General features: G+C 68.2%; 22 protein-coding genes. 19 read left to right on the plus strand and 3 right to left on the minus strand.

The window, feature by feature from the left end:
- The first annotated feature begins 17 nt into the window (after positions 1-17).
- The 19 genes from smc to GONAM_RS10890 all read left to right on the plus strand — a co-directional run bounded on the left by smc (position 18) and on the right by GONAM_RS10890 (position 19,578).
- Positions 18-3,626, plus strand: coding sequence for a chromosome segregation protein SMC (gene smc / locus GONAM_RS10800; RefSeq protein ID WP_006866807.1), 3,609 nt, complete (start codon positions 18-20; stop codon positions 3,624-3,626).
- Positions 3,623-5,194 (plus strand): signal recognition particle-docking protein FtsY, encoded by a 1,572-nt coding sequence (ftsY, locus tag GONAM_RS10805; RefSeq protein WP_006866808.1) that lies wholly within the window; start codon positions 3,623-3,625, stop codon positions 5,192-5,194. The genes smc and ftsY overlap by 4 nt, the downstream gene beginning before the upstream one ends.
- A 254-nt stretch (positions 5,195-5,448) precedes the next feature.
- Positions 5,449-6,783 carry an ammonium transporter gene (locus tag GONAM_RS10810; protein ID WP_006866809.1) on the plus strand — a complete coding sequence of 445 codons (1,335 nt, stop codon included), beginning with the start codon at positions 5,449-5,451 and terminating at the stop codon, positions 6,781-6,783.
- Between the two features lie 50 nt (positions 6,784-6,833).
- A complete protein-coding gene (locus tag GONAM_RS10815; RefSeq protein WP_005198965.1) occupies positions 6,834-7,172 on the plus strand; it encodes a P-II family nitrogen regulator in 339 nt (112 codons plus the stop codon).
- A 115-nt stretch (positions 7,173-7,287) separates the two neighbouring features.
- A complete protein-coding gene (locus GONAM_RS10820; protein WP_083876410.1) occupies positions 7,288-9,813 on the plus strand; it encodes a [protein-PII] uridylyltransferase in 2,526 nt (841 codons plus the stop codon).
- 38 nt (positions 9,814-9,851) lie between these two features.
- Positions 9,852-11,411, plus strand: a complete 1,560-nt coding sequence (ffh, locus tag GONAM_RS10825; protein ID WP_006866811.1) for a signal recognition particle protein — start codon at positions 9,852-9,854, stop codon at positions 11,409-11,411.
- Positions 11,412-11,428: 17 nt separating this feature from the next.
- On the plus strand, positions 11,429-12,523 hold the full coding sequence (locus tag GONAM_RS10830; protein ID WP_040536124.1) for an amidohydrolase family protein: 1,095 nt from the start codon (positions 11,429-11,431) through the stop codon (positions 12,521-12,523).
- 448 nt (positions 12,524-12,971) lie between these two features.
- Positions 12,972-13,424, plus strand: coding sequence for a 30S ribosomal protein S16 (gene rpsP / locus GONAM_RS10835; protein WP_006866813.1), 453 nt, complete (start codon positions 12,972-12,974; stop codon positions 13,422-13,424).
- The gene (locus tag GONAM_RS10840; protein WP_004572301.1) at positions 13,421-13,663 is read left to right on the plus strand and encodes an RNA-binding protein; all 243 of its coding nucleotides are present in this window, start codon (positions 13,421-13,423) and stop codon (positions 13,661-13,663) included. Before rpsP ends, GONAM_RS10840 begins: the two co-directional genes overlap by 4 nt.
- A gap of 26 nt (positions 13,664-13,689) precedes the next feature.
- Positions 13,690-14,223 carry a ribosome maturation factor RimM gene (rimM, locus tag GONAM_RS10845; protein WP_006866814.1) on the plus strand — a complete coding sequence of 178 codons (534 nt, stop codon included), beginning with the start codon at positions 13,690-13,692 and terminating at the stop codon, positions 14,221-14,223.
- Complete coding sequence (gene trmD / locus GONAM_RS10850; protein WP_006866815.1) at positions 14,223-14,942, plus strand: tRNA (guanosine(37)-N1)-methyltransferase TrmD; 720 nt, start codon at positions 14,223-14,225, stop codon at positions 14,940-14,942. The genes rimM and trmD overlap by 1 nt, the downstream gene beginning before the upstream one ends.
- Before the next feature lie 32 nt (positions 14,943-14,974).
- Positions 14,975-15,343, plus strand: a complete 369-nt coding sequence (locus tag GONAM_RS10855) for a YbaB/EbfC family nucleoid-associated protein (RefSeq protein ID WP_006866816.1) — start codon at positions 14,975-14,977, stop codon at positions 15,341-15,343.
- The gene (locus tag GONAM_RS10860; protein WP_040536063.1) at positions 15,340-15,675 is read left to right on the plus strand and encodes a hypothetical protein; all 336 of its coding nucleotides are present in this window, start codon (positions 15,340-15,342) and stop codon (positions 15,673-15,675) included. Before GONAM_RS10855 ends, GONAM_RS10860 begins: the two co-directional genes overlap by 4 nt.
- Positions 15,672-16,670 carry a hypothetical protein gene (locus GONAM_RS10865; RefSeq protein ID WP_006866818.1) on the plus strand — a complete coding sequence of 333 codons (999 nt, stop codon included), beginning with the start codon at positions 15,672-15,674 and terminating at the stop codon, positions 16,668-16,670. The genes GONAM_RS10860 and GONAM_RS10865 overlap by 4 nt, the downstream gene beginning before the upstream one ends.
- Before the next feature lie 156 nt (positions 16,671-16,826).
- Positions 16,827-17,168, plus strand: a complete 342-nt coding sequence (gene rplS / locus GONAM_RS10870) for a 50S ribosomal protein L19 (protein WP_005198975.1) — start codon at positions 16,827-16,829, stop codon at positions 17,166-17,168.
- A gap of 18 nt (positions 17,169-17,186) precedes the next feature.
- Complete coding sequence (gene lepB / locus GONAM_RS10875; RefSeq protein ID WP_006866819.1) at positions 17,187-18,038, plus strand: signal peptidase I; 852 nt, start codon at positions 17,187-17,189, stop codon at positions 18,036-18,038.
- 22 nt (positions 18,039-18,060) lie between these two features.
- Positions 18,061-18,747, plus strand: coding sequence for a ribonuclease HII (locus tag GONAM_RS10880; protein ID WP_006866820.1), 687 nt, complete (start codon positions 18,061-18,063; stop codon positions 18,745-18,747).
- Positions 18,744-19,055, plus strand: coding sequence for a DUF2469 domain-containing protein (locus tag GONAM_RS10885; RefSeq protein WP_005198978.1), 312 nt, complete (start codon positions 18,744-18,746; stop codon positions 19,053-19,055). Before GONAM_RS10880 ends, GONAM_RS10885 begins: the two co-directional genes overlap by 4 nt.
- Positions 19,056-19,185: 130 nt before the next feature.
- Positions 19,186-19,578, plus strand: coding sequence for a YraN family protein (locus tag GONAM_RS10890; protein ID WP_006866821.1), 393 nt, complete (start codon positions 19,186-19,188; stop codon positions 19,576-19,578).
- A gap of 19 nt (positions 19,579-19,597) precedes the next feature.
- Here GONAM_RS10890 and GONAM_RS10895 read toward each other — a convergent pair whose 3' ends face one another.
- The 3 genes from GONAM_RS10895 to GONAM_RS10905 form a co-directional block, all read right to left on the minus strand.
- Positions 19,598-20,899, minus strand: a complete 1,302-nt coding sequence (locus tag GONAM_RS10895; RefSeq protein WP_006866822.1) for a glycoside hydrolase family 183 protein — start codon at positions 20,897-20,899, stop codon at positions 19,598-19,600.
- Between the two features lie 99 nt (positions 20,900-20,998).
- Entirely contained in the window at positions 20,999-21,637 is a 639-nt protein-coding gene (gene bluB, locus GONAM_RS10900) for a 5,6-dimethylbenzimidazole synthase (protein WP_006866823.1), read from the minus strand.
- A gap of 29 nt (positions 21,638-21,666) precedes the next feature.
- Positions 21,667-22,665, minus strand: coding sequence for a LacI family DNA-binding transcriptional regulator (locus GONAM_RS10905; protein WP_006866824.1), 999 nt, complete (start codon positions 22,663-22,665; stop codon positions 21,667-21,669).
- Positions 22,666-22,871: the final 206 nt, after the last annotated feature.

The following is a 22,871-nucleotide window of genomic DNA, read 5'->3' on the forward strand; positions in this document are numbered from 1 at the left end:
GAGTAGTCTGTACCGTCGTGCACCTCAAAAGCCTGACCCTGAAGGGCTTCAAGTCGTTCGCCTCGGCGACGACCCTGCGCTTCGAGCCGGGTATCACGTGCGTCGTCGGTCCCAACGGCTCGGGTAAGTCCAACGTCGTCGACGCCCTGACCTGGGTCATGGGCGAACAGGGCGCCAAGGCACTGCGCGGCGGGAAGATGCAGGACGTGATCTTCGCCGGCACCTCCGGACGTCCGCCGCTGGGACGTGCGGAGGTCACGCTCACCATCGACAACGCCGACGGTGCGCTGCCCATCGAATACTCCGAGGTCTCGATCACCCGCCGAATGTTCCGCGACGGCGCCGGCGAGTACGAGATCAACGGCAACACCTGCCGCCTCATGGACGTGCAGGAGCTGCTCTCCGACTCCGGTATCGGCCGCGAGATGCACGTCATCGTCGGTCAGGGCCGGCTGTCAGCGATCCTCGAGTCGCGTCCCGAGGACCGTCGTGCGTTCATCGAGGAGGCCGCAGGCGTCCTCAAGCACCGTAAGCGCAAGGAAAAGGCGGTCCGCAAGCTCGACGCCATGCAGGCCAACCTGGCGCGTCTGACCGACCTCACGGCCGAACTGCGGCGTCAGCTCAAGCCGCTCGGCCGACAGGCCGAGGTCGCCCGCCGGGCTCAGACGGTGCAGGCTGATCTCCGCGATGCCCGGCTGCGCCTCGCGGCCGACGATCTGGTGATCCGCCGAGCCGAGATGGCCGAGCACGCCGCCGTCGAGGACGAGGTGCGGCGCCGCCAGGACGAGGTGGCCGAGCAACTCGACGAGGCCAACGCGCAGGTCACCGAACACGAACAGCATCTCGCCGAGGTCACCCCGGCTGCCGCGGCGGCGAGCCGCGCATGGTTCCGGCTGTCGGCACTCGCCGAACGCGTCGACGCGACCCGCCGGGTCGCTGCCGAGCGCAGCCGCTACCTGAGCGAGGCCACCGCAGAGGCCACCGGCCCCGATCCCGAGGAACTCGAGGAACAGGCCCTCGAAGCCGCCGAACTCGAGGCCGAGCTCACCGAGGGAGTCGAGATCGCCGCCGAACAGCTCGAGACGGCCCGCGAGGTGCTTCGTGAACGCGAGTCGATCGCCGAGGCCGCGGAGGCCGCACATCTGGCCGCTGTCCAGGCCATCGCCGACCGTCGAGAGGGGCTGGCCCGTCTCGAGGGGCAGGTCGACAACCTGCGGACGCGGTCGGAGTCGACCGACGCCGAGGCCGACCGCCTGACGGCCGCCATCGCACACGCCACCGAGCGTGCGGAAAATGCTGCATCACAACAGGATTCGGCGGCGGGTGAACTTGCACAGCTGGAGGCCTCCGAGCAGGCCCTCGACGAACACCACGAGCGGTGCGTCGCCGCACTGAACCTGTCCAACGAACGTGTCGCGACCCTGCAGGCCGAGCACCGCGAGGCGGAGCAGTCCATCGCCTCGCTGTCGGCACGCGTCGAGGCCCTCGCGATGGGTCTGGAACGCAACGACGGCGGTGCCTGGCTGCTCGACAACGCACCCGACGGTCTGCTGGGACCGATGTCGGAGCTGCTCACCGTCGAACCCGGTTTCGAGACCGCCATCGCCGGCGCGCTCGGCCCCGCGGTCGACGGCATCGTCACCGTCGACGGCATGGCGGCCGTCCGCGCCCTCGAGGCCCTCAAGTCCGGTGACGGGGGACGGGCCGCGCTGATCTGTGGCGGCCTCACCGAGCCCGTGCGCCAACGAGACGTCACTCTTCCCGACGGTGCTCGGTGGGCCGCGTCCGCGGTGACCTGCGGGCCGGAGATCCGCAACGCGATCGACACCGTCCTTGCCGACACCGTGGTCGTCGACGACCCCGCGCAAGGACTCGAGATCGCCCGTCGCCTCGGCGTGCGCGTGGTCACCCATGCCGGTGACCGGATCGGCCCGGCGTCGATCGAGGGTGGCTCGTCGCGTCGCCCGTCGACGCTCGAGGTGCAGTCGGCCATCGACGCCGCCACCGAGGAACTCGCCGCCACCCGGCGCCGCGTCGAAGAGCTCGAAGCCGCACTCGACGGCGCGCTCACGGAACAACGCGAGCGGCGGGAGGCGGCGGAGGAGGCGCTCGCCGCGCTGCACGAATCGGATTCGAGTGTCGGCGCCGCCTACGAGCAGATGGCCCGACTCGGCCATGAGATCCGCACCGCCCGTGCGGAGGCGGATCGCTTCACGCGTCAGCGCAACCTGCTGGAGAAGAACCGCGCAGAGACCTTGGAGTCCCTCCACGAACTCGAGGAGCGCCTACGGCTCGCTCGTGACGAATCGGATTCGGGACCGGAGATGGCGGCCGACGACTCGGAACGGTCGATGGCCGCGGCGGCGGTCGGGATCGCGCGCGGCACGGAGATGGAGGCGCGGCTGGCGCTCCGGACCGCCGAGGAACGCCTCGCCTCGGTGCGCGGCAAGGCCGACTCCCTGCGTCGCGCCGCCCAGCGTGAGCGCGAGGCCCGGGAACGGGCGCGTCGTCAGGACGAGATCCGTCGGCAGGCCGCGGGTGTCGCAGCGGCAGTCGAACGGGCCGGTGCCCAGGTCGCCGAACGACTCGCGTCCGCGGTCGCATCGGCGCAGGCAGGCCGCGACGAACTCGAGGAGATCCGGATCGCACGGTCGGCGACCCTCGATGAGCTGCGCGTGCGGGCCGGCGAGCTGACCACCACGCTGAACTCGTTGCGCGACACCGTCCATCGCGACGAGGTGGCCCGCGCCCAGGTTGCCCTGCGCATCGAGCAGCTCGAGGAGCAGATCCTCGACACGTTCGCGATGTCACCCGACGACCTGATCGCCGAATACGGTCCCGACGTCCCGATGCCGCCCTCGGCCCTGGAGATGCAGGAGTACGAGGAAGCCAAGGCGCGCGGCGACCAGGTGGTGGCCCCGGCGCCCATGCCGTACGACCGCGCCACCCAGGAGGCCCGCGCGAAGAAGGCGCAGAAGGACCTCAACACCCTCGGCAAGGTCAACCCTCTCGCGCTCGAGGAGTTCGCGGCGCTGGAAGAGCGCTACAACTTCCTGTCCTCACAGCTCGAGGACGTGAAGGCCGCCCGGAAGGACCTGCTCGACGTGGTCGAGGAGGTGGACGCCCGCATCCTGCAGGTGTTCACCGAGGCCTACGCCGACGTCGAGCGCGAGTTCGGCCAGGTCTTCGAGACGCTGTTCCCCGGGGGCGAGGGACGGCTCGTGCTGACCGAGCCCAACGACATGCTGACCACCGGCATCGAGGTGGAGGCGCGGCCGCCGGGTAAGAAGGTGAAGAGGCTGTCGCTGCTGTCGGGCGGGGAGAAGTCCCTGACCGCGGTCGCGATGCTCGTGGCGATCTTCCGCGCCCGCCCGTCCCCGTTCTACGTCATGGACGAGGTCGAGGCGGCGCTCGACGACACCAACCTGCGCCGGCTCATCAAGCTGTTCGAGCAGTTGCGGGAGAAGTCGCAGCTGATCGTCATCACACATCAGAAGCCCACGATGCAGATCGCCGACGCCCTCTACGGCGTCAGCATGCGCGGGGACGGCATCACGACCGTCATCTCGCAACGCATGCGCGGCGTCAACATGCCCGTGGCTCAACAGGAGGACACCAGCCAGTGAACACCGGAATCATCATCGGGATCGTCATCGCGGTGGTCGTCATCGCCGCGCTGATCGCGCTCGGACTGGTGCTGGCGCGTCGTCGTCGCATCTCGCTGTCCGACACCAAGACGCAGCCGGAGATCGTCGACGGCACCACGCGTCAGGTCGACCGGTCCGGGGGCTACCAGGCGGGGTCGGGCTTCAGTTTCAGTCGCGGTGACACAGCCCTCGCCGAACCGCCGGCCCGCAAACCGGAACCGCCGCGCAAGCCGCAACCCGAGCCCGAGCCGCCGGTCCAGCCGGTCGGGGAGCGCACCGACGTCGACGGCCAGCCCACGGTCGGCGATGACGCCGCCGTGCCGCGCGACTCCCACCGCCGCGGGATCACCGAGGTGCCGCTCCCGGACGTGATCGAACCGGCCGAGGCAGAACCCGCGACCACCGAGCCCGCGACGACCGAGTCGGAGACGACCGAGCCGGAGGCGAAGGTCGCAGAACCGGAAGCGGCGGCGCCGGAAGCAGCCGAGGCCCCGGTCGTCGAGCCGCCGGTCGTCGAAGAGCCGGTTGTCGAGGTTCCCGAGACCGAAACCCCCGAGACCGAAACCCCCGAGACCGCGGCCCCCGACGATGCGTCGGGTGCGGTGGCGGTACCGCCGCGCGAGGAGATCGCCCCAACTGCCGGGCGGCTGGGCAAGCTGCGCGGGCGGTTGTCGCGGTCGCAGGGTGCGATCGGCAAGAGCGTGCTCGGTCTGCTCGGTGCCGGCGACCTCGACGAGGACAGCTGGGAAGAGATCGAGGACACGCTGCTGATGGCCGACCTCGGGACGGCCACCACCATGACCGTCGTAGAGAACCTGCGTACCGAGCTGGCCGCGAACCCGGTGAAGTCCGCCGCCGAGGCGCGGGCCCTGCTGAAGCGTGTGCTCATCGAGCAGCTCGACCCGACCCTGGACCGGTCGATCCGTGCGCTGCCGCATGCGGGCCGTCCGGCCGTCGTGCTGGTGGTCGGGGTCAACGGCACCGGCAAGACCACGACGACGGGCAAGCTGGCCCGCGTACTGGTGGCCGACGGCCGTCGCGTGCTGCTGGGTGCCGCCGACACCTTCCGTGCGGCCGCGGCCGACCAGTTGCAGACGTGGGGTGAGCGGGTCGGTGCGGAGATCGTGCGCGGCAAGGAGCAGGCCGATCCGGCCGCCGTGGCGTTCGACGCGGTCGACCGCGGAATCGCCTCTGGTGTCGACGTCGTCATGATCGACACCGCGGGACGCCTGCACACCAAGACCGGCCTGATGGACGAGCTGGGCAAGGTCAAGCGCGTGGTGGAGAAGAAGGCGCCCGTCGACGAGGTGCTGCTCGTGCTCGACGCCACCGTCGGCCAGAACGGCCTGATGCAGGCCCGGGTGTTCGCCGAGGTCGTCGACATCACCGGGGTGGTGCTGACCAAGCTCGACGGCACGGCCAAGGGGGGCATCGTCTTCCACGTCCAGAAGGAGCTCGGCGTGCCGGTGAAACTGGTCGGTCTGGGCGAGGGCGCGGACGATCTGGCCCCCTTCGAGCCGGAGGCGTTCGTCGACGCACTGCTGTGAGACCCGCGCGGTGAGAAGCAGCCGATGATCGCCGCACTGGTGTGAAACCGATTCGCGATCGGCAATCGCGGGCTAGAAGTGCTCGGACGAATCTGAGACGGCCCTCAGAAGCGTCCTCGCGATTTACCTGAGCGAAATATAAATCGCTCATCGGGTTACGTGCCTGAAACGTGAAGGCACCACTGCTGAAACCGAGTGCCGACAGTCTCTTTGGAGGCGCCGAGCCGTCGGCGCATCCTGAGGAGGTTTCTACAGTGGTTTTGGCGCTGCCAGAAGAAGCGTTCGGCGCATTCGACACCGGCGACACCGCGTGGATCGTCACGAGCGCCGCGTTGGTGCTGTTGATGACACCCGGACTCGCGTTCTTCTACGGCGGACTCGCTCGAGGCAAGTCCGTCCTCAACATGATGATGATGTCCTTCATCTCGCTGGCCACCGTCAGCGTCGTGTACGTCCTCTGGGGCTTCTCGATGGCTTTCGGCAACGGCATCACCGGGGATGACGACATCGCCGGCCTGTTCTCGAATCCGTTCGCGCTCTTCGGGTCCGGCCAGCTGGCCGACGTGATCCCCGGCCCGGACGACACCGAGCTGGTCGTGACCGGCGGCATGACGATCCCGTCCTTCGTGTTCATGGGCTTCCAGCTCACGTTCGCGGTGATCACCGTGGCCCTCATCTCGGGCGCGCTCGCCGAGCGCGTCAAGTTCGCCACCTGGACGGTCTTCACCGTCATCTGGGCGACCATCGTGTACTTCCCGCTCTCCCACATGGTCTGGGGCGGCGGCATCATGTCGGGCGCCGAGAACGGCTTCGCGTCGTGGATGTTCGGCAGCACCGACGGTGAGGCCAACGTCGCACCGATCGACTTCGCCGGCGGCACCGTGGTCCACATCAACGCAGGTATGGCAGCTCTGGTCCTGGCACTGGTCGTCGGCGCCCGCGCCGGATTCGGCCGCACCGCCTACCGTCCGCACAACATCCCGTTCGTCATGCTCGGCGCCGCGCTCCTGTGGTTCGGCTGGTTCGGCTTCAACGCCGGTTCCGAGCTCGCGGCCGACGCCGTCACCGGTCTGGTCTGGGTCAACACCACCGCTGCCACCGCTGCCGCGATGATCGGCTGGCTCGCAGTCGAGCTCATCCGCGACAAGCACGCCACCAGCGTCGGCGCCGCCTCGGGCATCGTGGCCGGCCTGGTCGCGATCACCCCGGCCTGTGGTGCGCTGACCCCGGTCGGCTCGCTGATCCTGGGTGTCATCGCCGGTGCCCTGGCTGCCCTCGCCATCGGCATGAAGAACAAGTTCGGCTACGACGACTCGCTCGACGTCGTCGGCGTCCACCTGGTCGCCGGCCTCTGGGGCACCGTCGGAATCGGCTTCCTGGCCAAGGACGTCGGCCTCTTCTGGGGCGGCGACTACAAGCAGCTCGTCGTGCAGGTCGTGATCGCGCTGTTCGCCCTCGTGTTCACCGGTGTCCTGACCGCGATCATCGCCTTCGCCCTCAAGCCGCTCGGCTGGCGCGTCAGCGATGAGGACGAGAAGAGCGGCATCGACGAGGCAGAACACGCTGAGACTGCCTACGAGCTGGCATGACGCTCGAGCCAAATCGCTACTACGCTGACACCCGTGGAGAGGGATAACAAATGAAGCTGATCACTGCAATCGTCAAGCCGTTCACGCTCGAGGACGTCAAGGCCGGCCTGGAGCAGGCGGGAATCCTGGGCATGACCGTCAGCGAGGTCCAGGGTTACGGACGCCAGAAGGGCCACACCGAGGTCTACCGCGGCGCCGAGTACTCGGTCGACTTCGTGCCCAAGGTCCGCGTCGAGGTCGTCGTGGACGACTCGGCCGTGGACAAGGTCGTCGACGTGATCGTCGAGGCCGCCCGTACCGGCAAGATCGGTGACGGCAAGGTGTGGGTTTCGCCGGTCGAGTCGGTGGTGCGTGTCCGCACCGGCGAGCGCGGCGGCGACGCTCTGTAAGTGAGCTCGTGCCCTTTCTGAACCCCAGCGCGGCCCCGCGTTCGACGATGAGTCGGGCGCGGGGCCGCACCGTTCAACCCCCGAGACCGAGGAGCCTCCCGTAGCCGCCACCGACCTGGCCAAGACCCGCCGGCAGCTCACCGAGTCGAGCCGGAACGGGAAACTCGACGCACCGGCGCTCCGCCAGGTGCTCGTCGACCTGCACGAGTTCTGGCTGACCAGCAAGGGCGCCGAACTCGGCATCAAGCCCCACAGCGGATTCGCGATCGTCGCGGTCGGCGGTCTGGGGCGCGGCGAACTGCTGCCGTACTCCGACCTCGACCTGATCCTGCTGCACGACGACATGCCCGTCGAGCGGGTGTCCGAGGTCGCCGACGGGCTCTGGTACCCGTTGTGGGACGCCAACATTCCCCTCGATCACAGCGTCCGGACCGTACCGCAGGCATTGCAGGTCGCCGGCGACGACGTGACCGCAGCCCTGGGCCTTCTCGAGGCCCGCCACATCGCCGGCGACGAGGACCTGTCGAGCCTGCTGATCGGCGGCGTACGCCAGCAGTGGCGCAACGACATCCGAAATCGTTTCCCCGACGTGGTCGCCCACGCGCAGGACCGCTGGCGACGCGCCGGCGACATCGCGCACCGCGCCGAACCCGATCTGAAGAACGGTCGGGGAGGTCTACGGGACGTACAACTCCTCGGTGCCCTGGCGATCGCCCAGCTGACCGACGGGATGGCCAGCCTCCGACCGGATTCGCCCGGCGCCGGGCCACAGGTCGCCTACCAGCGACTGCTCGACATCCGTACCGAGCTGCACCGCACGGCCGGCCGTCCCCGCGAGCAGGTGCGCGCCCAGGACGCCGACGAGATCGGCGCCGCACTGCGGATCGGGGACCGGTTCGACCTGGCGCGCGTCATCAGCGACTCCGCCCGAACCATCAGCTATTCCATCGATGTCGGTCTGCGGACCGCGGGCAACGCCCTCCCACGGCGTGGGCTGGCCAAGCTGCGCCGTTCCCCGCTGCGTCGTCCGCTCGACGAGGGCGTGGTCGAGCACAGCGGTGAGATCGTGTTGGCGCGCAACGCGATTCCGAGCAAGGACCCCGGACTCATCCTCCGCGTGGCCGCCGCCTCGGCGCGGACGGGCCTGCCGATCAGCGCATCGACCCTGAGCCGACTGGCCGACTACGCACCGGAGCTGCGGGAGCCGTGGCCGGCCGAGGCGCGCAGCGACCTGCTGGTCCTGCTCAGCTCGGGCCACCACATGGTCGACCCGATCGAGGCGCTCGACCGCACCGGGCTCTGGGGTCGGCTGCTACCGGAATGGGGTGCGGTGCGCGACCTCCCGCCGCGCGATGCGATCCACACCTGGACCGTCGATCGTCACCTCGTGGAGACCGCGGCCTACGCGAGCTCGATGACGACGCGGGTCTCGCGGCCCGACCTCCTCGTCCTCGGAGCGCTCATCCACGACCTCGGCAAGGGGCGGGGAGCCGACCACAGCATCGTCGGCGCCGAACTCGCGGTCCAGATCGGCAACCGGTTCGGTCTGTGGCCGCAGGACGTGACGATCCTGTCCGACATGGTGCGGCATCACCTCCTGCTGCCGCAGGTCGCGACGCGACGCGACCTCGACGACCCGGCCACCGCCGAATTCGTCGCGACCACACTGGGTCACAACCGGGTGCTGCTGGAACTCCTTGCGGCACTGGCCGAAGCGGATTCGCGGGCGACCGGACCCGGCGTGTGGGGGGAGTGGAAGGCCTCACTCATCGGTGAGCTCGTCCGGCGGTCCATGCGCCACATCGACGGCGTCCCACCGGCCGTGCCCGAGCCGTTGACCCCCGAGCAGCTGGCGATCGCCGCCGAGGGGGACTTCGCGGTCCGGCTGGTGCGCGCCGACGGGCAGCACACCTACGACGTCACGATGGTGGCGCCGGATCAGCCCGGACTGCTGTCGAAGATGGCCGGGGTGCTCGCGCTCGGCGGTCTGCGCTCGCACAAGGCCTGCGCCCAGAGCCACGACGGCAAGGCGATCAACTCCTTCATCGTCGTGCCGATGTTCGGCAGTCCGCCCGACGCGGGTCTGCTCCGCCAGCAGCTCATCGCCTCGGTGAACGGCAAGATCGACGTCCTCGCGCGCCTCGATGCGCGCGAGCGGGACTCGCCGATACCGACGATCGCCTCGGTCAGCACCCTGCCCGGGACGATGGTGAGCCTCGGGGCGAGTGCCGGCAGCACGGATCCCGACGTCGACGGGGCGGGTCACCCGAAGAACGCCGTGCCCGCACTGTTCGCGGTCGCGCCGCCGCGGGTGACCTGGCTCGATGCCCCGGAGCCCGACGCCGCCGAGGGTGCGGTGCTGCTCGAGGTCCGGTCCGACGACCGGATCGGGCTGTTGAGCCGGGTGAGCTCGGTCCTGGAGAGGAACGGCGCCGACATCCGGTGGGCGAAGGTCTCGACCCTGGGCGCGACCGTCGTCGACATCTTCAGCCTGCGACTGGCAGAGGACACCGAGGAGATGCGTGCAGCGCTCACCGCCGCGATCATCGCGGTGTGCCCGCCGCCGCAGCCCAAGCGTGACGAGGAGGACGGGCCGCAGACGCCCGGCGGGACGGGACGGTCCGGAGTGCCGATCTCCTAAATGGAATGACCGGGGAACCACATGGAAGGATGGGACCCATGTTCGATTCCCTCTCCGACCGGTTGACCGGTGCCCTGAAGGACCTCCGCGGCAAGGGGCGGCTCTCCGATGCCGACATCGACCGCACCTGCCGTGAGATCCGGCTCGCCCTGCTCGAGGCCGATGTCTCGCTGCCGGTGGTGCGCGCCTTCATCGCGCGGATCAAGGAACGGGCGAAGGGTGCGGAGGTCTCCGCGGCCCTGAACCCGGCCCAGACGGTCGTCAAGATCGTCAACGAGGAACTCATCGGCATCCTCGGCGGCGAAACCCGCCGGGTGCGGTTCGCGAAGAACCCGCCCACGGTCATCATGCTGGCCGGTCTGCAGGGTGCCGGTAAGACGACACTCGCCGGCAAGCTCGGTAACTGGCTCAAGCAGCAGGGGCACACGCCGCTGCTGGTGGCCTGTGACCTCCAGCGTCCGGGCGCGGTCTCGCAGCTGCAGATCGTCGGCGAGCGGGCCGGCGTACCGGTCTTCGCCCCGCACCCGGGCACCAGCGTCGGTGGGGAGGGAGCACTCGGCGTCACCTCCGGCGACCCGGTCTCGGTCGCCCGCGCAGGTGTCGAGGAGGCGAAGGCCAAGCACTACGACGTCGTCGTCATCGACACCGCCGGCCGCCTGGGTATCGACTCCGAGCTGATGAAGCAGGCCTCCGACATCCGGGATGCGACCACGCCCGACGAGGTGCTGTTCGTCGTCGACGCGATGATCGGTCAGGACGCGGTCTCCACCGCCGAGGCCTTCGCCGACGGCGTGGGCTTCACCGGCGTCGTGCTGACCAAGCTCGACGGCGACGCCCGCGGCGGTGCCGCACTGTCGGTGCGCGAGGTCACCGGTCAGCCGATCATGTTCGCGTCCTCCGGTGAGAAGCTCGAGGATTTCGACGTCTTCCACCCCGACCGCATGGCCAGCCGCATCCTCGGCATGGGCGACGTGCTCAGCCTCATCGAGCAGGCCGAGCAGCACTGGGACGCCGAGCAGGCCGAGGCCGCCGCGGCCAAGATCACGCAGGGTGAGCTGACCCTCGAGGATTTCCTCGAGCAGATGCTGATGATCCGCAAGATGGGCCCCATCGGCAACATCCTGGGCATGCTCCCCGGCGCCGGCCAGATGAAGGACGCGCTGTCGCAGGTCGACGACAAGCAGCTCGACCGGGTCCAGGCGATCATCCGTGGCATGACCCCTGCCGAGCGGGACAACCCGAAGATCATCAACGCCTCGCGCCGGCTGCGTATCGCCAACGGCTCCGGCGTGACCGTCAGCGAGGTCAACCAGCTCGTCGACCGCTTCTTCGAGGCCCGCAAGATGATGGCCCAGATGTCGGGTCGCATGGGCATGGGCGGGATGAACCGGAAGTCCAACCGCAAGGGCAAGAAGGGGAAGAAGGGCAAGGGACGCGGTCCCACGCCGCCGAAGGTGCGCGGGGGCTTCCCGGGGATGCCCGGTGGCATGCCCGCCGGCTTCCCTGACCTGTCCAACATGCCCGCCGGACTCGACCAGCTGCCGCCGGGTCTCGAGGGCATCGACGTCTCCCAGTTCCAGCCCAAGAAGAAGAAGTAGCGATGGGTGGCCCGGCGATGGATGGCCCAGCACCTGATGTCACCGCCCGCCACTACCGGGGCGCCGACCCGCTCACCGGCGAGCCGATCGAGTTCTGGGTGTCCGGTGAGACCATCAGCCACACGCCTGTCGTTGACGCCGAGACCGTCGTCGACGCCGGCTGGATCCTGCCGGGGCTCGTCGACGCCCACAACCACGTGGGTATCGCGCCCGGGCTCGGCGTCGACATCGAACAGGCCCGCGGTTACGCGTACGCCGACGCCCGGGCGGGGACTCTGCTGATCCGTGAGGTCGGGTCGCCGCTCGACACCCACCCGCTCGACGACGACCCCGCATGTCCGCGGTTCATCCGTTCGGGCAAGCACATCGCCCGGCCCAAGCGCTATCTCCGCGACTACGGCGTCGACCTCGACGACCCCGACGAACTGGCCGCCGAGGTGGCGCGCCAGGCGCAGGCCGGTGACGGCTGGGTGAAGATCGTGGGGGACTGGATCGATCGCGAGGTCGGCGACCTCGCGCCTCTGTGGACACGAGACCAGATCGAGGCCGCGGTCGCCGTCGCGCACGAACACGGCGCAAGGATCACCGCCCACGTCTTCGGTACCGACGCCCTGGTCGACCTCATCGGGGCCGGTGTGGACTGCATCGAACACGGCACCGGGCTCACCGCCGATCTGATCGATCAACTCGTCGACAGCTCGATCGCGTTGGTGCCCACGATGATCCAGGTGGAGAACTTCCCGGGCATCGCCGACGGTGCCGAGCGGTTCCCGACGTATGCCGCTCATATGCGCAAGTTGCACGCCGACGCACCGAAGGTGTTCGAGTCGGCCCGCGAGGCAGGTGTGGCTATCTTCGCCGGGACCGACGCCGGGGGATTCGTCGAGCACGGGCGCATCGTCGACGAGATCGAGGCTCTCTCGCAGGTCGGTCTGGGGAATGCCGGGGCGATCGCTGCAGCGTCCGTGCAACCTCGGCAGTGGCTCGGCGCCGACCTCCTCGCCGACGGCGACCGCGCCGATTTCGTGGTCTACCGGGAGAACCCCTGCGATGACCTGGGAGTTCTGCGTCACCCGTTCGCAGTGGTGTCGTCGGGCCGAAACATTTTGTGAGCAACACCACAAGGCGACCGCTGGTTGCGCTTACCTACTGCCGCGTAAGGTAGCAACCGCGTTGCACAGGTTCGTAAGGGGACGAACCGAACAGCACAGTGCAGACCCCGCCGAAACCGGGGGTGGAAACGGGGTTTCGGTGGGGGTCGCGCAAGCCTGGGGGCCGATCAATCGGTAGGCAAGTGGCGTTTGCGACGTACGGCATGTGGTTGTTCTCGCGGGGTGGACAACCACATGCCGGTTTCTTTTCCGGCAACATTCGCCGGACTCCGTCCGGGCGACCTGACGGATTTCTTTCCGGGGCCTCTGTTCTGGCAGAATGGCTCGACGGTTCGTCGGATACGGTCACGGCCGCCCGACGGTCACACCGAAACAGACGCAAAACCGGGTCCACCATTCCGGGTGGATCGCAGAATTGCGCAGTGACCACACGAAAGTAGAAGAAGACATGGCTGTCAAGATCAAGCTCACGCGGCTCGGCAAGATCCGCAACCCGCAGTACCGCATCGTCGTCGCCGACGCTCGGACCCGCCGCAACGGCCGGGTGATCGAGACCATCGGCAAGTACCACCCGAAGGAAGAGCCCTCGCTGATCGAGGTCGACTCCGAGCGCGCGCAGTACTGGCTGGGTGTCGGCGCACAGCCGACCGAGCCCGTCGCCGCGATCCTCAAGGTCACCGGTGACTGGCAGAAGTTCAAGGGCCTGCCGGGCGCCGAGGGCACCCTGAAGACCGCCGAGGCCAAGCCGTCCAAGCTCGACCTGTTCAACGCTGCGCTCGCCGCCGCCGAGAACGAGCCGGTCGCCGCGGCCACCACCCCGAAGAAGAAGGCCGCCAAGAAGGACGAGGCCCCGGCAGAAGAAGCTGCCGCCGAGGCCCCCGCCGCCGAGGGTGACGCGTGAGCGCTGTCGTCGCCGACGCGGTCGAGCATCTCGTCCGCGGAATCGTCTCCAACCCGGACGACGTCCGGGTCGACCTCGTCACCGGTCGTCGTGGACGCCTGGTCGAGGTCCACGTGAACCCCGACGATCTGGGTAAGGTCATCGGCCGCAACGGTCGTACGGCCACCGCCCTGCGCACCCTCGTCTCCGGTATCGGCGGACGCGGCATGCGCGTCGACATCGTCGACACCGACCGCTGACGGCCGACTCGCAGGACGAACGCATCGTGGATCTCGTCGTCGGACGCGTCGTGAAGTCGCACGGCATTCGTGGCGAACTCGTCGTCGACGTCCGAACCGACGAGCCCGAACTGCGTTTCGCTCGCGGCTCGGTGCTGCGCGGCCGACTGCCGCGCGGTGGCGGAGAACGTGGATTCACCGTGACAGCCGCCCGGGAACATTCCGGGCGGCTGTTGGTGTCTCTCGAGGGCATCGCCAGTCGCGATGCGGCCGACGCCATGCGCGGCACCCTGTTCCTCATCGACTCCTCGGAAGTCGAGCCGTCGGACGACCCGGACGAGTTCTACGACCACGAACTCGAAGGCGTCCCGGTCCAGCTCGCCGACGGCACCGAGGTGGGTGTCGTCGAATCGGTGCTGCACATGCCCGGCGGCGAACTGCTGTCGGTGCGCACCCCCGACAAGCGTGAGGTCTTGATCCCGTTCGTGCGGGAGATCGTGCCGACGGTGACCCGCGAACTCATCGTCGTCGACCCGCCCGAGGGCCTCCTCGATCCGGACTCGGCCGACGGCGCGAAGTGATGCGCCTCGACATCGTCTCGATCTTCCCCGAATATCTCGACCCGCTCCGGGTTGCGTTGCTGGGCAAGGCGATCGACGCCGGCCGGATCAGTGTCGACGTCCACGACCTGCGGAACTGGACACACGATGTGCATCGCAGCGTCGACGACTCGCCGTACGGCGGCGGACCCGGCATGGTCATGAAACCCGACGTGTGGGGGCCGTGTCTCGACGACGTCTGCCCCGACGACGCGCTTCTCGTCGTCCCGACCCCGGCCGGTGTGCCGTTCACGCAGGCGACCGCCCAGCGGTGGAGCACGGAGAAACATCTCGTCTTCGCCTGCGGACGCTACGAGGGCATCGACCAGCGTGTCTTCGACGACGCGGCCCGTCGGGTACGCGTCGAAGAGGTCTCCCTCGGCGACTTCGTCCTCATCGGCGGCGAGGTCGCGGTCATGGCGATGATCGAGGCAACCGTCCGGCTGATCGACGGTGTTCTCGGGAATCCTCGCTCGCACCAAGAGGATTCGTTCTCCGACGGGCTCCTCGAAGGGCCGAGTTACACGCGTCCGGTGAGCTGGCGAGGACTCGACGTCCCGCCGGTGCTACTCAGCGGCGATCATGCGAAGGTCGCGCGATGGCGACACGAGCAGGCGCTCGAACGGACCCGCGCCCGCCGGCCGGACCTCCTCGCCAGCCCTGTGAATCCCCACGAAGACCCGGAGTCGGATCCCCGCTAGGATTCGGCACAACTCGAGCACACGGGGGTGTTATGCAGGGCTATGAGGCCATGGTCGGGGAACTCGACCGTCAGCGTGCCGAACTCGCGCAGACCCGTGCCGCGTTGTCGGAGCTGACCTCCCGGGCGGTCAGCCGCGATCGGCTCGTCGCCGTCACCGTCAACGCACGCGGTCTCGCCGTCGACATCTCGATCGATCCCACCGCCTTGCGTCGCTACCGTGCCGACCAGCTCTCCGAACTCCTGACCACCCTGATCGCCGAAGCGGACCATGCGCTGACTTCGCGGCGCGCCGAACTTCTCGCTGCGGCAACGGGTTCGGGGTTGGACTACGCCGACGCGCGTCTCGACCCTGCCGGTCCCGACCCTGCCCGTCTCGACACCGCCCGGACTACCGGATGACGGCCGGAGGACGCCGAAACCGGGTGGCCGCGGACGTGGGTACCGCGGCGGACCTGTCCGCCCGGCTGGCCAATGCCGAGTCGCGGCTGGGCACCGTGCATTCCGAACTCGTCGAACTGCTCGCCGACATCGACACCGCGGTCGGGGTCGGGGAGAGCGCCATGGCCTTCCGTCGCGGTTTCGGTCCCGCGAGCGCCGACGCGAGCGACCTGCTCTGTTCCGCGGTAGCGCGTCTCGCCGAGCATCGGCGGGCGCTCACCACCGGTGTCGAGTCGCTCGCCTCCGCCGATGCCGACGCCGCGGCCGCCTTCGAACCCGGTGATCCCCGGTGAACTCGGCGCCCCGACACATCGCGGACGAACTGGCACCGGGCGTGTGGCCGGGTGCGGATCCGACGTCGCTCCGGGAGGCGGCACGACGCGCACGGGCCCTCGCCGAAAGCGTGGAGAGGGTCACCGACGTGGTCGTCTCGGCAACCGCCGCGTACTCCTCACCGGCCGGCGGCGGCGCGGCCGTCGAGGGGGAGTTCGCCGACGCTCTGGTCGACGGGCTCGGCCGGGTCACCGGCATCGGGCCGCAGTCGCTGCCGCATGTCGCCGAACGGCTCCGCGCGATGGCGGCGTCGTTGGACACCTATGCCGACGTCGTCGTGGAGACCGAACAGCAGATGACGACGATCGCCCTCGTCGCCGACCGTGACCGGCAGCGGGCGGAGGTCTTCGCCGAGGTCGGGGACGACTCGTGGCGGGTGAGTGCGGCAAGTGCCGGTCGTCTGGCCCTGACGGCTGCCGGTGACGACTACACGCAACGGTCGGAGGATGCCGGGCAATCCGCCGGCGGGACCCCGCCCGCGGCGACCAGCGGGATGATGCCGTTCGCCCCGATGGGTGCAATGGGCGCGGCCGGAGCGGCCGCCGCCGGGTTCGGTGCCGCCGTGGGTGCTGCATCGCGCACCGACCGGGACACCACCGGGGGAGACCTGACCTGGCTGAGGCGGCGCGCCGACGCCGTGCAGTCGACGGTGCCGACGACCATCGCGGGCTGGTTCCGGACCGCGGTCGGTGTCGGTGTCGGTGCCCGCGGGCGTCGCGTGGTCGTCGTCGGGACCAACGATCCGCAGCCCTACCAGCGCGCGGGGCTCGAACTCGCCGACGACGAGGCGTTGACCGCGAACGGGCGGGCGCCCGAACTCGCGATCGTCGAACACATGACGAGTTCGGGGATCACCCCCACGGCCGTCGCCGCCGCCACGCCGATGGATTCGGCGACGGTGGCGGCGCTGCAGGCCGCCGGCGTGGTCGCGATGGCACCCGGTTCGTCGCGCTGACCGGGGATTTCGTCGGACCGGGGTGTCTCTGGCACAATAGTCGGGTTGCCTGTCCCGTGTGACGGGCACCGACGACTCGGAGTATGAACCGGTTCGAAGCCGTACGGCCCGCCAGGTTCCTCTGCTCAACGTTCACGCCAGAATAGGACCCAATCAATGAACACGCTCGACTTCCTCGACAAGCAGTCCCTTCGCGACGATGTCCCGGAGTTCGGCCCCGGCGACACCCTCGACGTCCACGTCAAGGTCATCGAGGGCAGCAAGGAACGCGTCCAGGTGTTCAAGGGTGTCGTGATCCGTCGCCAGGGTGGCGGCGTCCGCGAGACCTTCACCGTCCGCAAGGTGTCCTTCGGCGTCGGCGTTGAGCGCACCTTCCCGGTGCACAGCCCGAACATCGCCAAGATCGACGTCCTCACCCGCGGTGACGTCCGTCGCGCCAAGCTCTACTACCTGCGCGATCTGCGTGGCAAGGCCGCAAAGATCAAGGAAAAGCGCTGACGCGTCTACCCTGACGAGGTGGCCGACACACAGCGACCCAGCGACGATCGCGACCTTGACACCGAAGGCAACGACGGTGAGAAGCGTCCCTGGCGGTTGAAGTCCGATCCGGACGAGACCGCCGACGCCAAGAGCAAGTCGGGCTCCGGCTCGCTCTTGCGCGAGGTCGTGATCATCGTGGGGTGCGTCCTGCTCCTCACCTGGGTGCTGCAGACCTTCATCGGTCGGCAGTACGTCATCCCCTCGGAGTCGATGGAGTCGACTCTGATCGGTTGCGACGGGTGCACCAACGATCGCATCGTGATCGACAAACTGGTCTACCGTTTCGGTGATCCGGAGCCCGGTGACGTCGTGGTCTTCAAGGGCCCGTCGGAGTCGTGGAACGGCGCCTGGGTGTCGCCGCGCTCGACGAACCCGGTCGTGCACAAGGCGCAGGATGCGCTGTCGTGGTTCGGTTTCGCCCCGCCCGACGAGAACAATCTCGTCAAGCGTGTGATCGCGACCGGCGGACAGACCATCGAGTGCCGCAACGACGAGGGTGTCGGCGTGAAGGTCGACGGCAAGCCGCTGCGCGAGCCGTACATCAACATGGAGTTGCAGCGCGAAACCCTCGCGGCTTACGGACCCGATTCCGGTGTGAGCGACAAGCTGCCGCCGTGTCTGGGCCCGGACTTCGGTCCGATCAAGGTTCCCGAGGGCAATGTGTGGGTGATGGGCGACAACCGCCTCAACTCACAGGACTCGCGCTACCACGTCGACGACCAGTACCAGGGCACCGTCCCGGTCAGCGATATCCGCGGCAAGGTCCGGACCATCATCTATCCCTTCTCGCGGATCGGTGGTGTCGGTTCGATCAATCCCCAGCAATGACCATGTGGGGATTGCGTACACCATGAGCCGCTGGCCACCGCGTTCGCCGGTCCGTCGTGCAGCCGGACTACGGACCTTCGAATTCGCGCTCTACCGGCAGGGCCTCGGTCCTGTCGCCGGGGTCGACGAGGCCGGTCGCGGTGCGTGCGCCGGGCCGCTGGTGGTGGCGGCATGTGTGCTGAAACCGACGCAGCTGGCCTCGCTCGCCGACCTCGACGACTCCAAGCGGCTCACCGAGAAGACCCGCGAGACGCTGTACCGATCGGTGACCCGGTACGCACACGCGTGGAGCGCGGTGATCATCGACGCCGCGGAGATCGACCGGATCGGCATCCACGTCGCGAACATCGAGGGCATGCGCCGGGCCGTCGCGGCACTCGACGTGACTCCCGGATACGTGCTGTCCGACGGGTTCGTGGTCCCCGGCCTGACCGCGCCGTCGCTGCCGGTGATCGGGGGAGACGGGGCCGCGGCCTGCATCGCGGCCGCGAGCATCATCGCGAAGGTGACAAGGGATCGGATCATGGTCGCGATGGACGCCGACCTGCCCGGGTACGATTTCGCGATCCACAAGGGATACAGCACAGCTCTTCACATGTCCCGCATCGATGCGGCGGGACCGTCACCACAACACCGCATGTCGTACCGGAACGTCGCGGCACGAGTGGTCTCCAGTGCAAACGACAACAGGGATAGGCTTACAGGATGAGTGCTGAGGATCTCGAGAAGTACGAAACCGAGATGGAACTCTCTCTGTACCGCGAGTACAAGGACATTGTCGGCCAGTTCACCTACGTGGTGGAGACCGAGCGGCGCTTCTACCTTGCCAACGCGGTCGAGATGATTCCCCGCAACACCGACGGCGAGGTGTACTTCGAACTCCGGATGAGCGACGCCTGGGTCTGGGACATGTACCGGCCGGCCCGCTTCGTCAAGCAGGTTCGCGTCATCACCTTCAAGGACGTCAACATCGAGGAGCTCGAGAAGCCGGAACTCCGGCTTCCCGACGAGCCCTGAACTCTCCTGGGGTGAACGTGCCCCGAGACGTCGACGACACCATGTTGGTGAGTCGGTAGTTCTCCACAGATTCGGCCGCGGCGGGTGTACTCCCGCCGCGGCCGAATCGTATTCGGGGACCCTTCAGAGCATGAGCAACCGTCGTGCGCACGTGGGCAAGCTGGGGGAGGACATCGCCGCCGAGTTCGTCGGTTCACTGGGGTGGGTGGTGCTGGAACGCAACTGGCGCAACCGATATGGCGAGCTCGACCTGATCGCCGTCGACCCCCGTGGCACGGCCGGTCCGGCGCTGGTGGTCGTCGAGGTGAAGACACGTGCCAGCCGCACCTTCGACGATGCCGTGATGGCCGTGACCCCGGACAAGCTCGCCCGGATGCGTCGGCTGGCCGGTATCTGGCTCGCGGGCCAGGAACGACGCTGGCCACAAATCCGGTTCGACGTCATCAGCGTGCAGTTGGACGGCCACACCCCGGACGACCCCGCAGCGGCGCACGTCAGGCACCACCGCGGAGTCCACGAGTGAGTAGTCGTCGGCCGGGCGTCTACAGCTTGCCGAGGTCGGAGCGGATGAGCATCACGTTGTAGTCGCTCCAGCGTGAGGCGTTGAAGTACAACTCTTTTCCGGTGCCGGTCAGTGCCGGCGAGGTCGGCAGCATCATCGGCCCGTAAACCACCGGGTTGCCGGGGGCCACGATGTTGCGCGGCGAGCTCCACGGGCCTTCGGGATGGTCCGCGGTGCGGAGTTTGATGCCGTTGTCGCCGTCGAGCATGATGTATTTCTTCAGGTACGGGCTCCACGCCACGGACAGTTCGCTGACCGGCTGACGGACGACGACGCCCTCGGTGTCGTGGATGTCGCTGATGCTGTCGACCCATCCGATGCGCTCGCCGGACCAGTACTGGTACTTACCGAGGTCGAGGATGTCATCCGGTTTGAACCGCGCCAGGAATGCAGCGCCGAAACGGCCGTTGGGCGTACCGAACTGGTAGATGTAGTCCTCTTCATCGGTGCCCGGCCGTCCACGCATGTATGCGTTCTGCTGGAACTTGCCGTTGTTGACGTCGATCGCGCGCAGGTTGCCGGGTAGCTCGAGGTCGATCGGAGCGTTGATGAGGATGGTGTCGGGGTCGCTGACCCAGGTCTGACCGTTGTCGTCGGAGTGGGCGATACCCGAGTAGTTGGTGATCCAGTTGCCGGCCGTACCCCAGGACCGGACCGACATGTAGTTGATGTACTGCCGGAACCCGCTGCCGTGGGGGAGCGAGATCGCCGCGGTGGGGATCGTGGTGACCTCGATGTTCGAGATGCCCAGGGACGGAATGAGTTCCTCGGCGTAGTTCGCCCGGCCCCGGATCACGGTCCCCGAGTTCTCGTCGCCGGCCACGCCGTTCGGGATGGTGATCTTCCCGTCGCTGAAGTCGTCGTCGTTCGTCCGCAGCAGGACATTGTGCCGCCATTCCTGACCGACGGCGGTGCAGTTGCCGAAGCTGTCGCCGAACGCCATCAACGTCTGCCCGCGGCCGTTGTCCCAGGCGATACCGAGGTCGGTGCCGCTGATGCCGAAGCGGTCGTAGGTGTCGTTGTTGCTGCGCGGACCGGTGACCCAGCTGAGGACCTTGGAGATGTTCCCGTTGTAGACGGGCAGCGGGCCCTGGGGTCCGGCTGCAGGGGCATTGGAGCTACCCGACGAACCGGTGCCGAGAAGACTCGAACCGGCGCCGGAGTTACCGCACGGCGCGGCTTCTGCGATGCCGGTACCGGCGGTCAGGACGATCGCGGAGGTACCGATTGCGAAGGCTCCCGCCAGCGCCAGTCGGACACCCTTGGTGAAACGGCTGGGCACTCAAGACCTCCGTGTGACAGGTGTTACTGAAGTTATGGACGTGACTATTGTTACTAGAGTTGTGTCACGGAAGGCCCCGAGATCGGTCACGATCCGATGTCAGCGGATGAGGTGGCGCTTCTCCGAGTCGGTGCGCGACTGCCAGCCGACCCGTTCGAGTTCGGGGACGTCGTTCTCTCGTTCGGGATAACCGATGCAGAGGTAGCCCACGAGTTTCCAGGTGGGTGGGACCGCGAGTGCGGCGGCCACCTCGTTCGGTTCGAGGATGGACACCCAGCCGATACCGACGCCGCGGGCCCGGGCGGCCAGCCACAGGGTGGTGATGGCCGTGACGACCGAGTACTCGAGTGTCTCCGGCACGGTGTGGCGACCCAGGCCGTGGCCCTGGTCGACGTCGGGTTCGCAGAACACGGCGAGATGAACCGGTGCGTCGTCGAGGCCGGCGAGCTTGAGTGACGAATACAGCTGTGCGCGCTCGCCGGTGTAACCGTCGAGCGCCTCGGCGTTGCAGCGAACGAAGCTGTCTCGCACGGCCTCCCGCGCCGCCTTGGTCTGCACCTCGACCCACCGCCAGGGCTGGCTGTTGCCGACAGACGGCGAAAGCTCTGCCGCTTCGAGGATCTCGGGGAGGAGGTGCGATTCGAGCGGTTCGCGACTGAACCGGCGGACGTCGCGTCGCCAGCGGAAGAGTCGATCCAGGTCGTCGACGAACGCGTCGTCGAATGTTCCGTCACTCATCGGTTGTCGAGCTTAGCGACGGTCATCGATCAGATCGGTGCCGGCCCGGTGGTGGCGCGGACGACGAGCTCCGGCGGTTGTGCCGACGACGACGTCGGGAGCCCGTGAATCAGGGTGAGCATCGACTCGACGGCGCGAACACCCATTTGGCGCAACGAGATCCGGACCGTGGTCAGCGGAATGAAGAGTTCGCGTGCGATGGGGATGTCGTTGAATCCGATGATCGAGACATCTTCGCCGGGGGTCAGTCCGCGATCGCGGAGGACGCCGAGCGCACCGATCGCCGCCTCGTCGTTCATCACGAACACCCCGGTCGGTGGGGTCCCGGACGCCAGGAGGGACTCCATCCCGCGCCGGCCGGCGGCGGCGTCGAAGCCCTCGTACCGGATGGCCTCGTCGGCGAAGGGGATTCCGTGTCGCGAGAGGGCGGCCCGGAATCCGGACAGGCGGTCGGCCGTGGTGCTGACCCAGGACGGTCCCCCGATCACACCGAGCTTGCGATGACCGAGGTTGATCAGGTGGCTGCCGGCGATGTCGCCGCCGAGGATGTCATCGCTGGTGGAGTGCACGGCGGCGCCACTGCGGCGGTTGACCAGGACGACGTCGATCCCGCGCGAGGCGATCTGTTCGATGTTGTTGTTGTCCAGTCGGGCATCGCCGATGATCAGGCCGTCGACGGCCCGGCCGAGCAGCAGTGACACCTGACGTAGCTGCTCCACCGGGTCGTCGCGGGTGTTGGCGACGAAGGTCGCGTACCCCGCGGCGTTCGCGGTTTCCTCGACGGCGTCGTACACCGTGGCGAGAACGGCATCGGTCAGCTGCGGGACGAGCACACCGAAGGAGTGGGAGCGGCGAGTGGTGAGGCTGGCGGCGTTGGGGTTGGGGACATATCCCAACGCCTCGGCGATCTCGAGGATGCGGATGTCGCCGGGGGTGGCGTTGGTACCGTCCTGAGCTGCCCGACGAAGCGCGCGGGACACGGTCGACACGTGGACACCGGCCTCCGTGGCGATCGTCTTGAGCGTCACCGCGCTTCGACTGCGCGGCGGGCGCACTGAGTCAGTCGGTCGCATTCGTCTCCAATCCCTGGCAGATGCCGTCGATGATCGTGTCGGCCCACGGGAGTGGTGCGTTCCGCTGCCGGGATCACCCATTCTAGCTAAGATGCAACCGATTGCAGCGAAAGCAGTCGATTCCGGGGCGCTTCTGGTCGCCCCACGTCCCCAACCAGGTC

Origin of the sequence: Gordonia namibiensis NBRC 108229 (genome assembly GCF_000298235.1) — a bacterium.
Taxonomy (GTDB): domain Bacteria; phylum Actinomycetota; class Actinomycetes; order Mycobacteriales; family Mycobacteriaceae; genus Gordonia; species Gordonia namibiensis.

Bases quoted from the DNA above. Each gene is read 5' to 3' on its own strand.
- rplS (WP_005198975.1), top strand. From the start codon at position 16,827: ATGAACACGCTCGACTTCCTCGACAAGCAGTCCCTTCGCGACGATGTC.
- GONAM_RS10830 (WP_040536124.1), top strand. From the start codon at position 11,429: ATGGATGGCCCAGCACCTGATGTCACCGCCCGCCACTACCGGGGCGCC.
- GONAM_RS10890 (WP_006866821.1), top strand. From the start codon at position 19,186: ATGAGCAACCGTCGTGCGCACGTGGGCAAGCTGGGGGAGGACATCGCC.
- ffh (WP_006866811.1), top strand. From the start codon at position 9,852: ATGTTCGATTCCCTCTCCGACCGGTTGACCGGTGCCCTGAAGGACCTC.
- GONAM_RS10880 (WP_006866820.1), top strand. From the start codon at position 18,061: ATGAGCCGCTGGCCACCGCGTTCGCCGGTCCGTCGTGCAGCCGGACTA.
- GONAM_RS10815 (WP_005198965.1), top strand. From the start codon at position 6,834: ATGAAGCTGATCACTGCAATCGTCAAGCCGTTCACGCTCGAGGACGTC.
- GONAM_RS10885 (WP_005198978.1), top strand. From the start codon at position 18,744: ATGAGTGCTGAGGATCTCGAGAAGTACGAAACCGAGATGGAACTCTCT.
- GONAM_RS10855 (WP_006866816.1), top strand. From the start codon at position 14,975: ATGCAGGGCTATGAGGCCATGGTCGGGGAACTCGACCGTCAGCGTGCC.
- rpsP (WP_006866813.1), top strand. From the start codon at position 12,972: ATGGCTGTCAAGATCAAGCTCACGCGGCTCGGCAAGATCCGCAACCCG.
- GONAM_RS10860 (WP_040536063.1), top strand. From the start codon at position 15,340: ATGACGGCCGGAGGACGCCGAAACCGGGTGGCCGCGGACGTGGGTACC.
- bluB (WP_006866823.1), bottom strand. From the start codon at position 21,637: ATGAGTGACGGAACATTCGACGACGCGTTCGTCGACGACCTGGATCGA.
- trmD (WP_006866815.1), top strand. From the start codon at position 14,223: ATGCGCCTCGACATCGTCTCGATCTTCCCCGAATATCTCGACCCGCTC.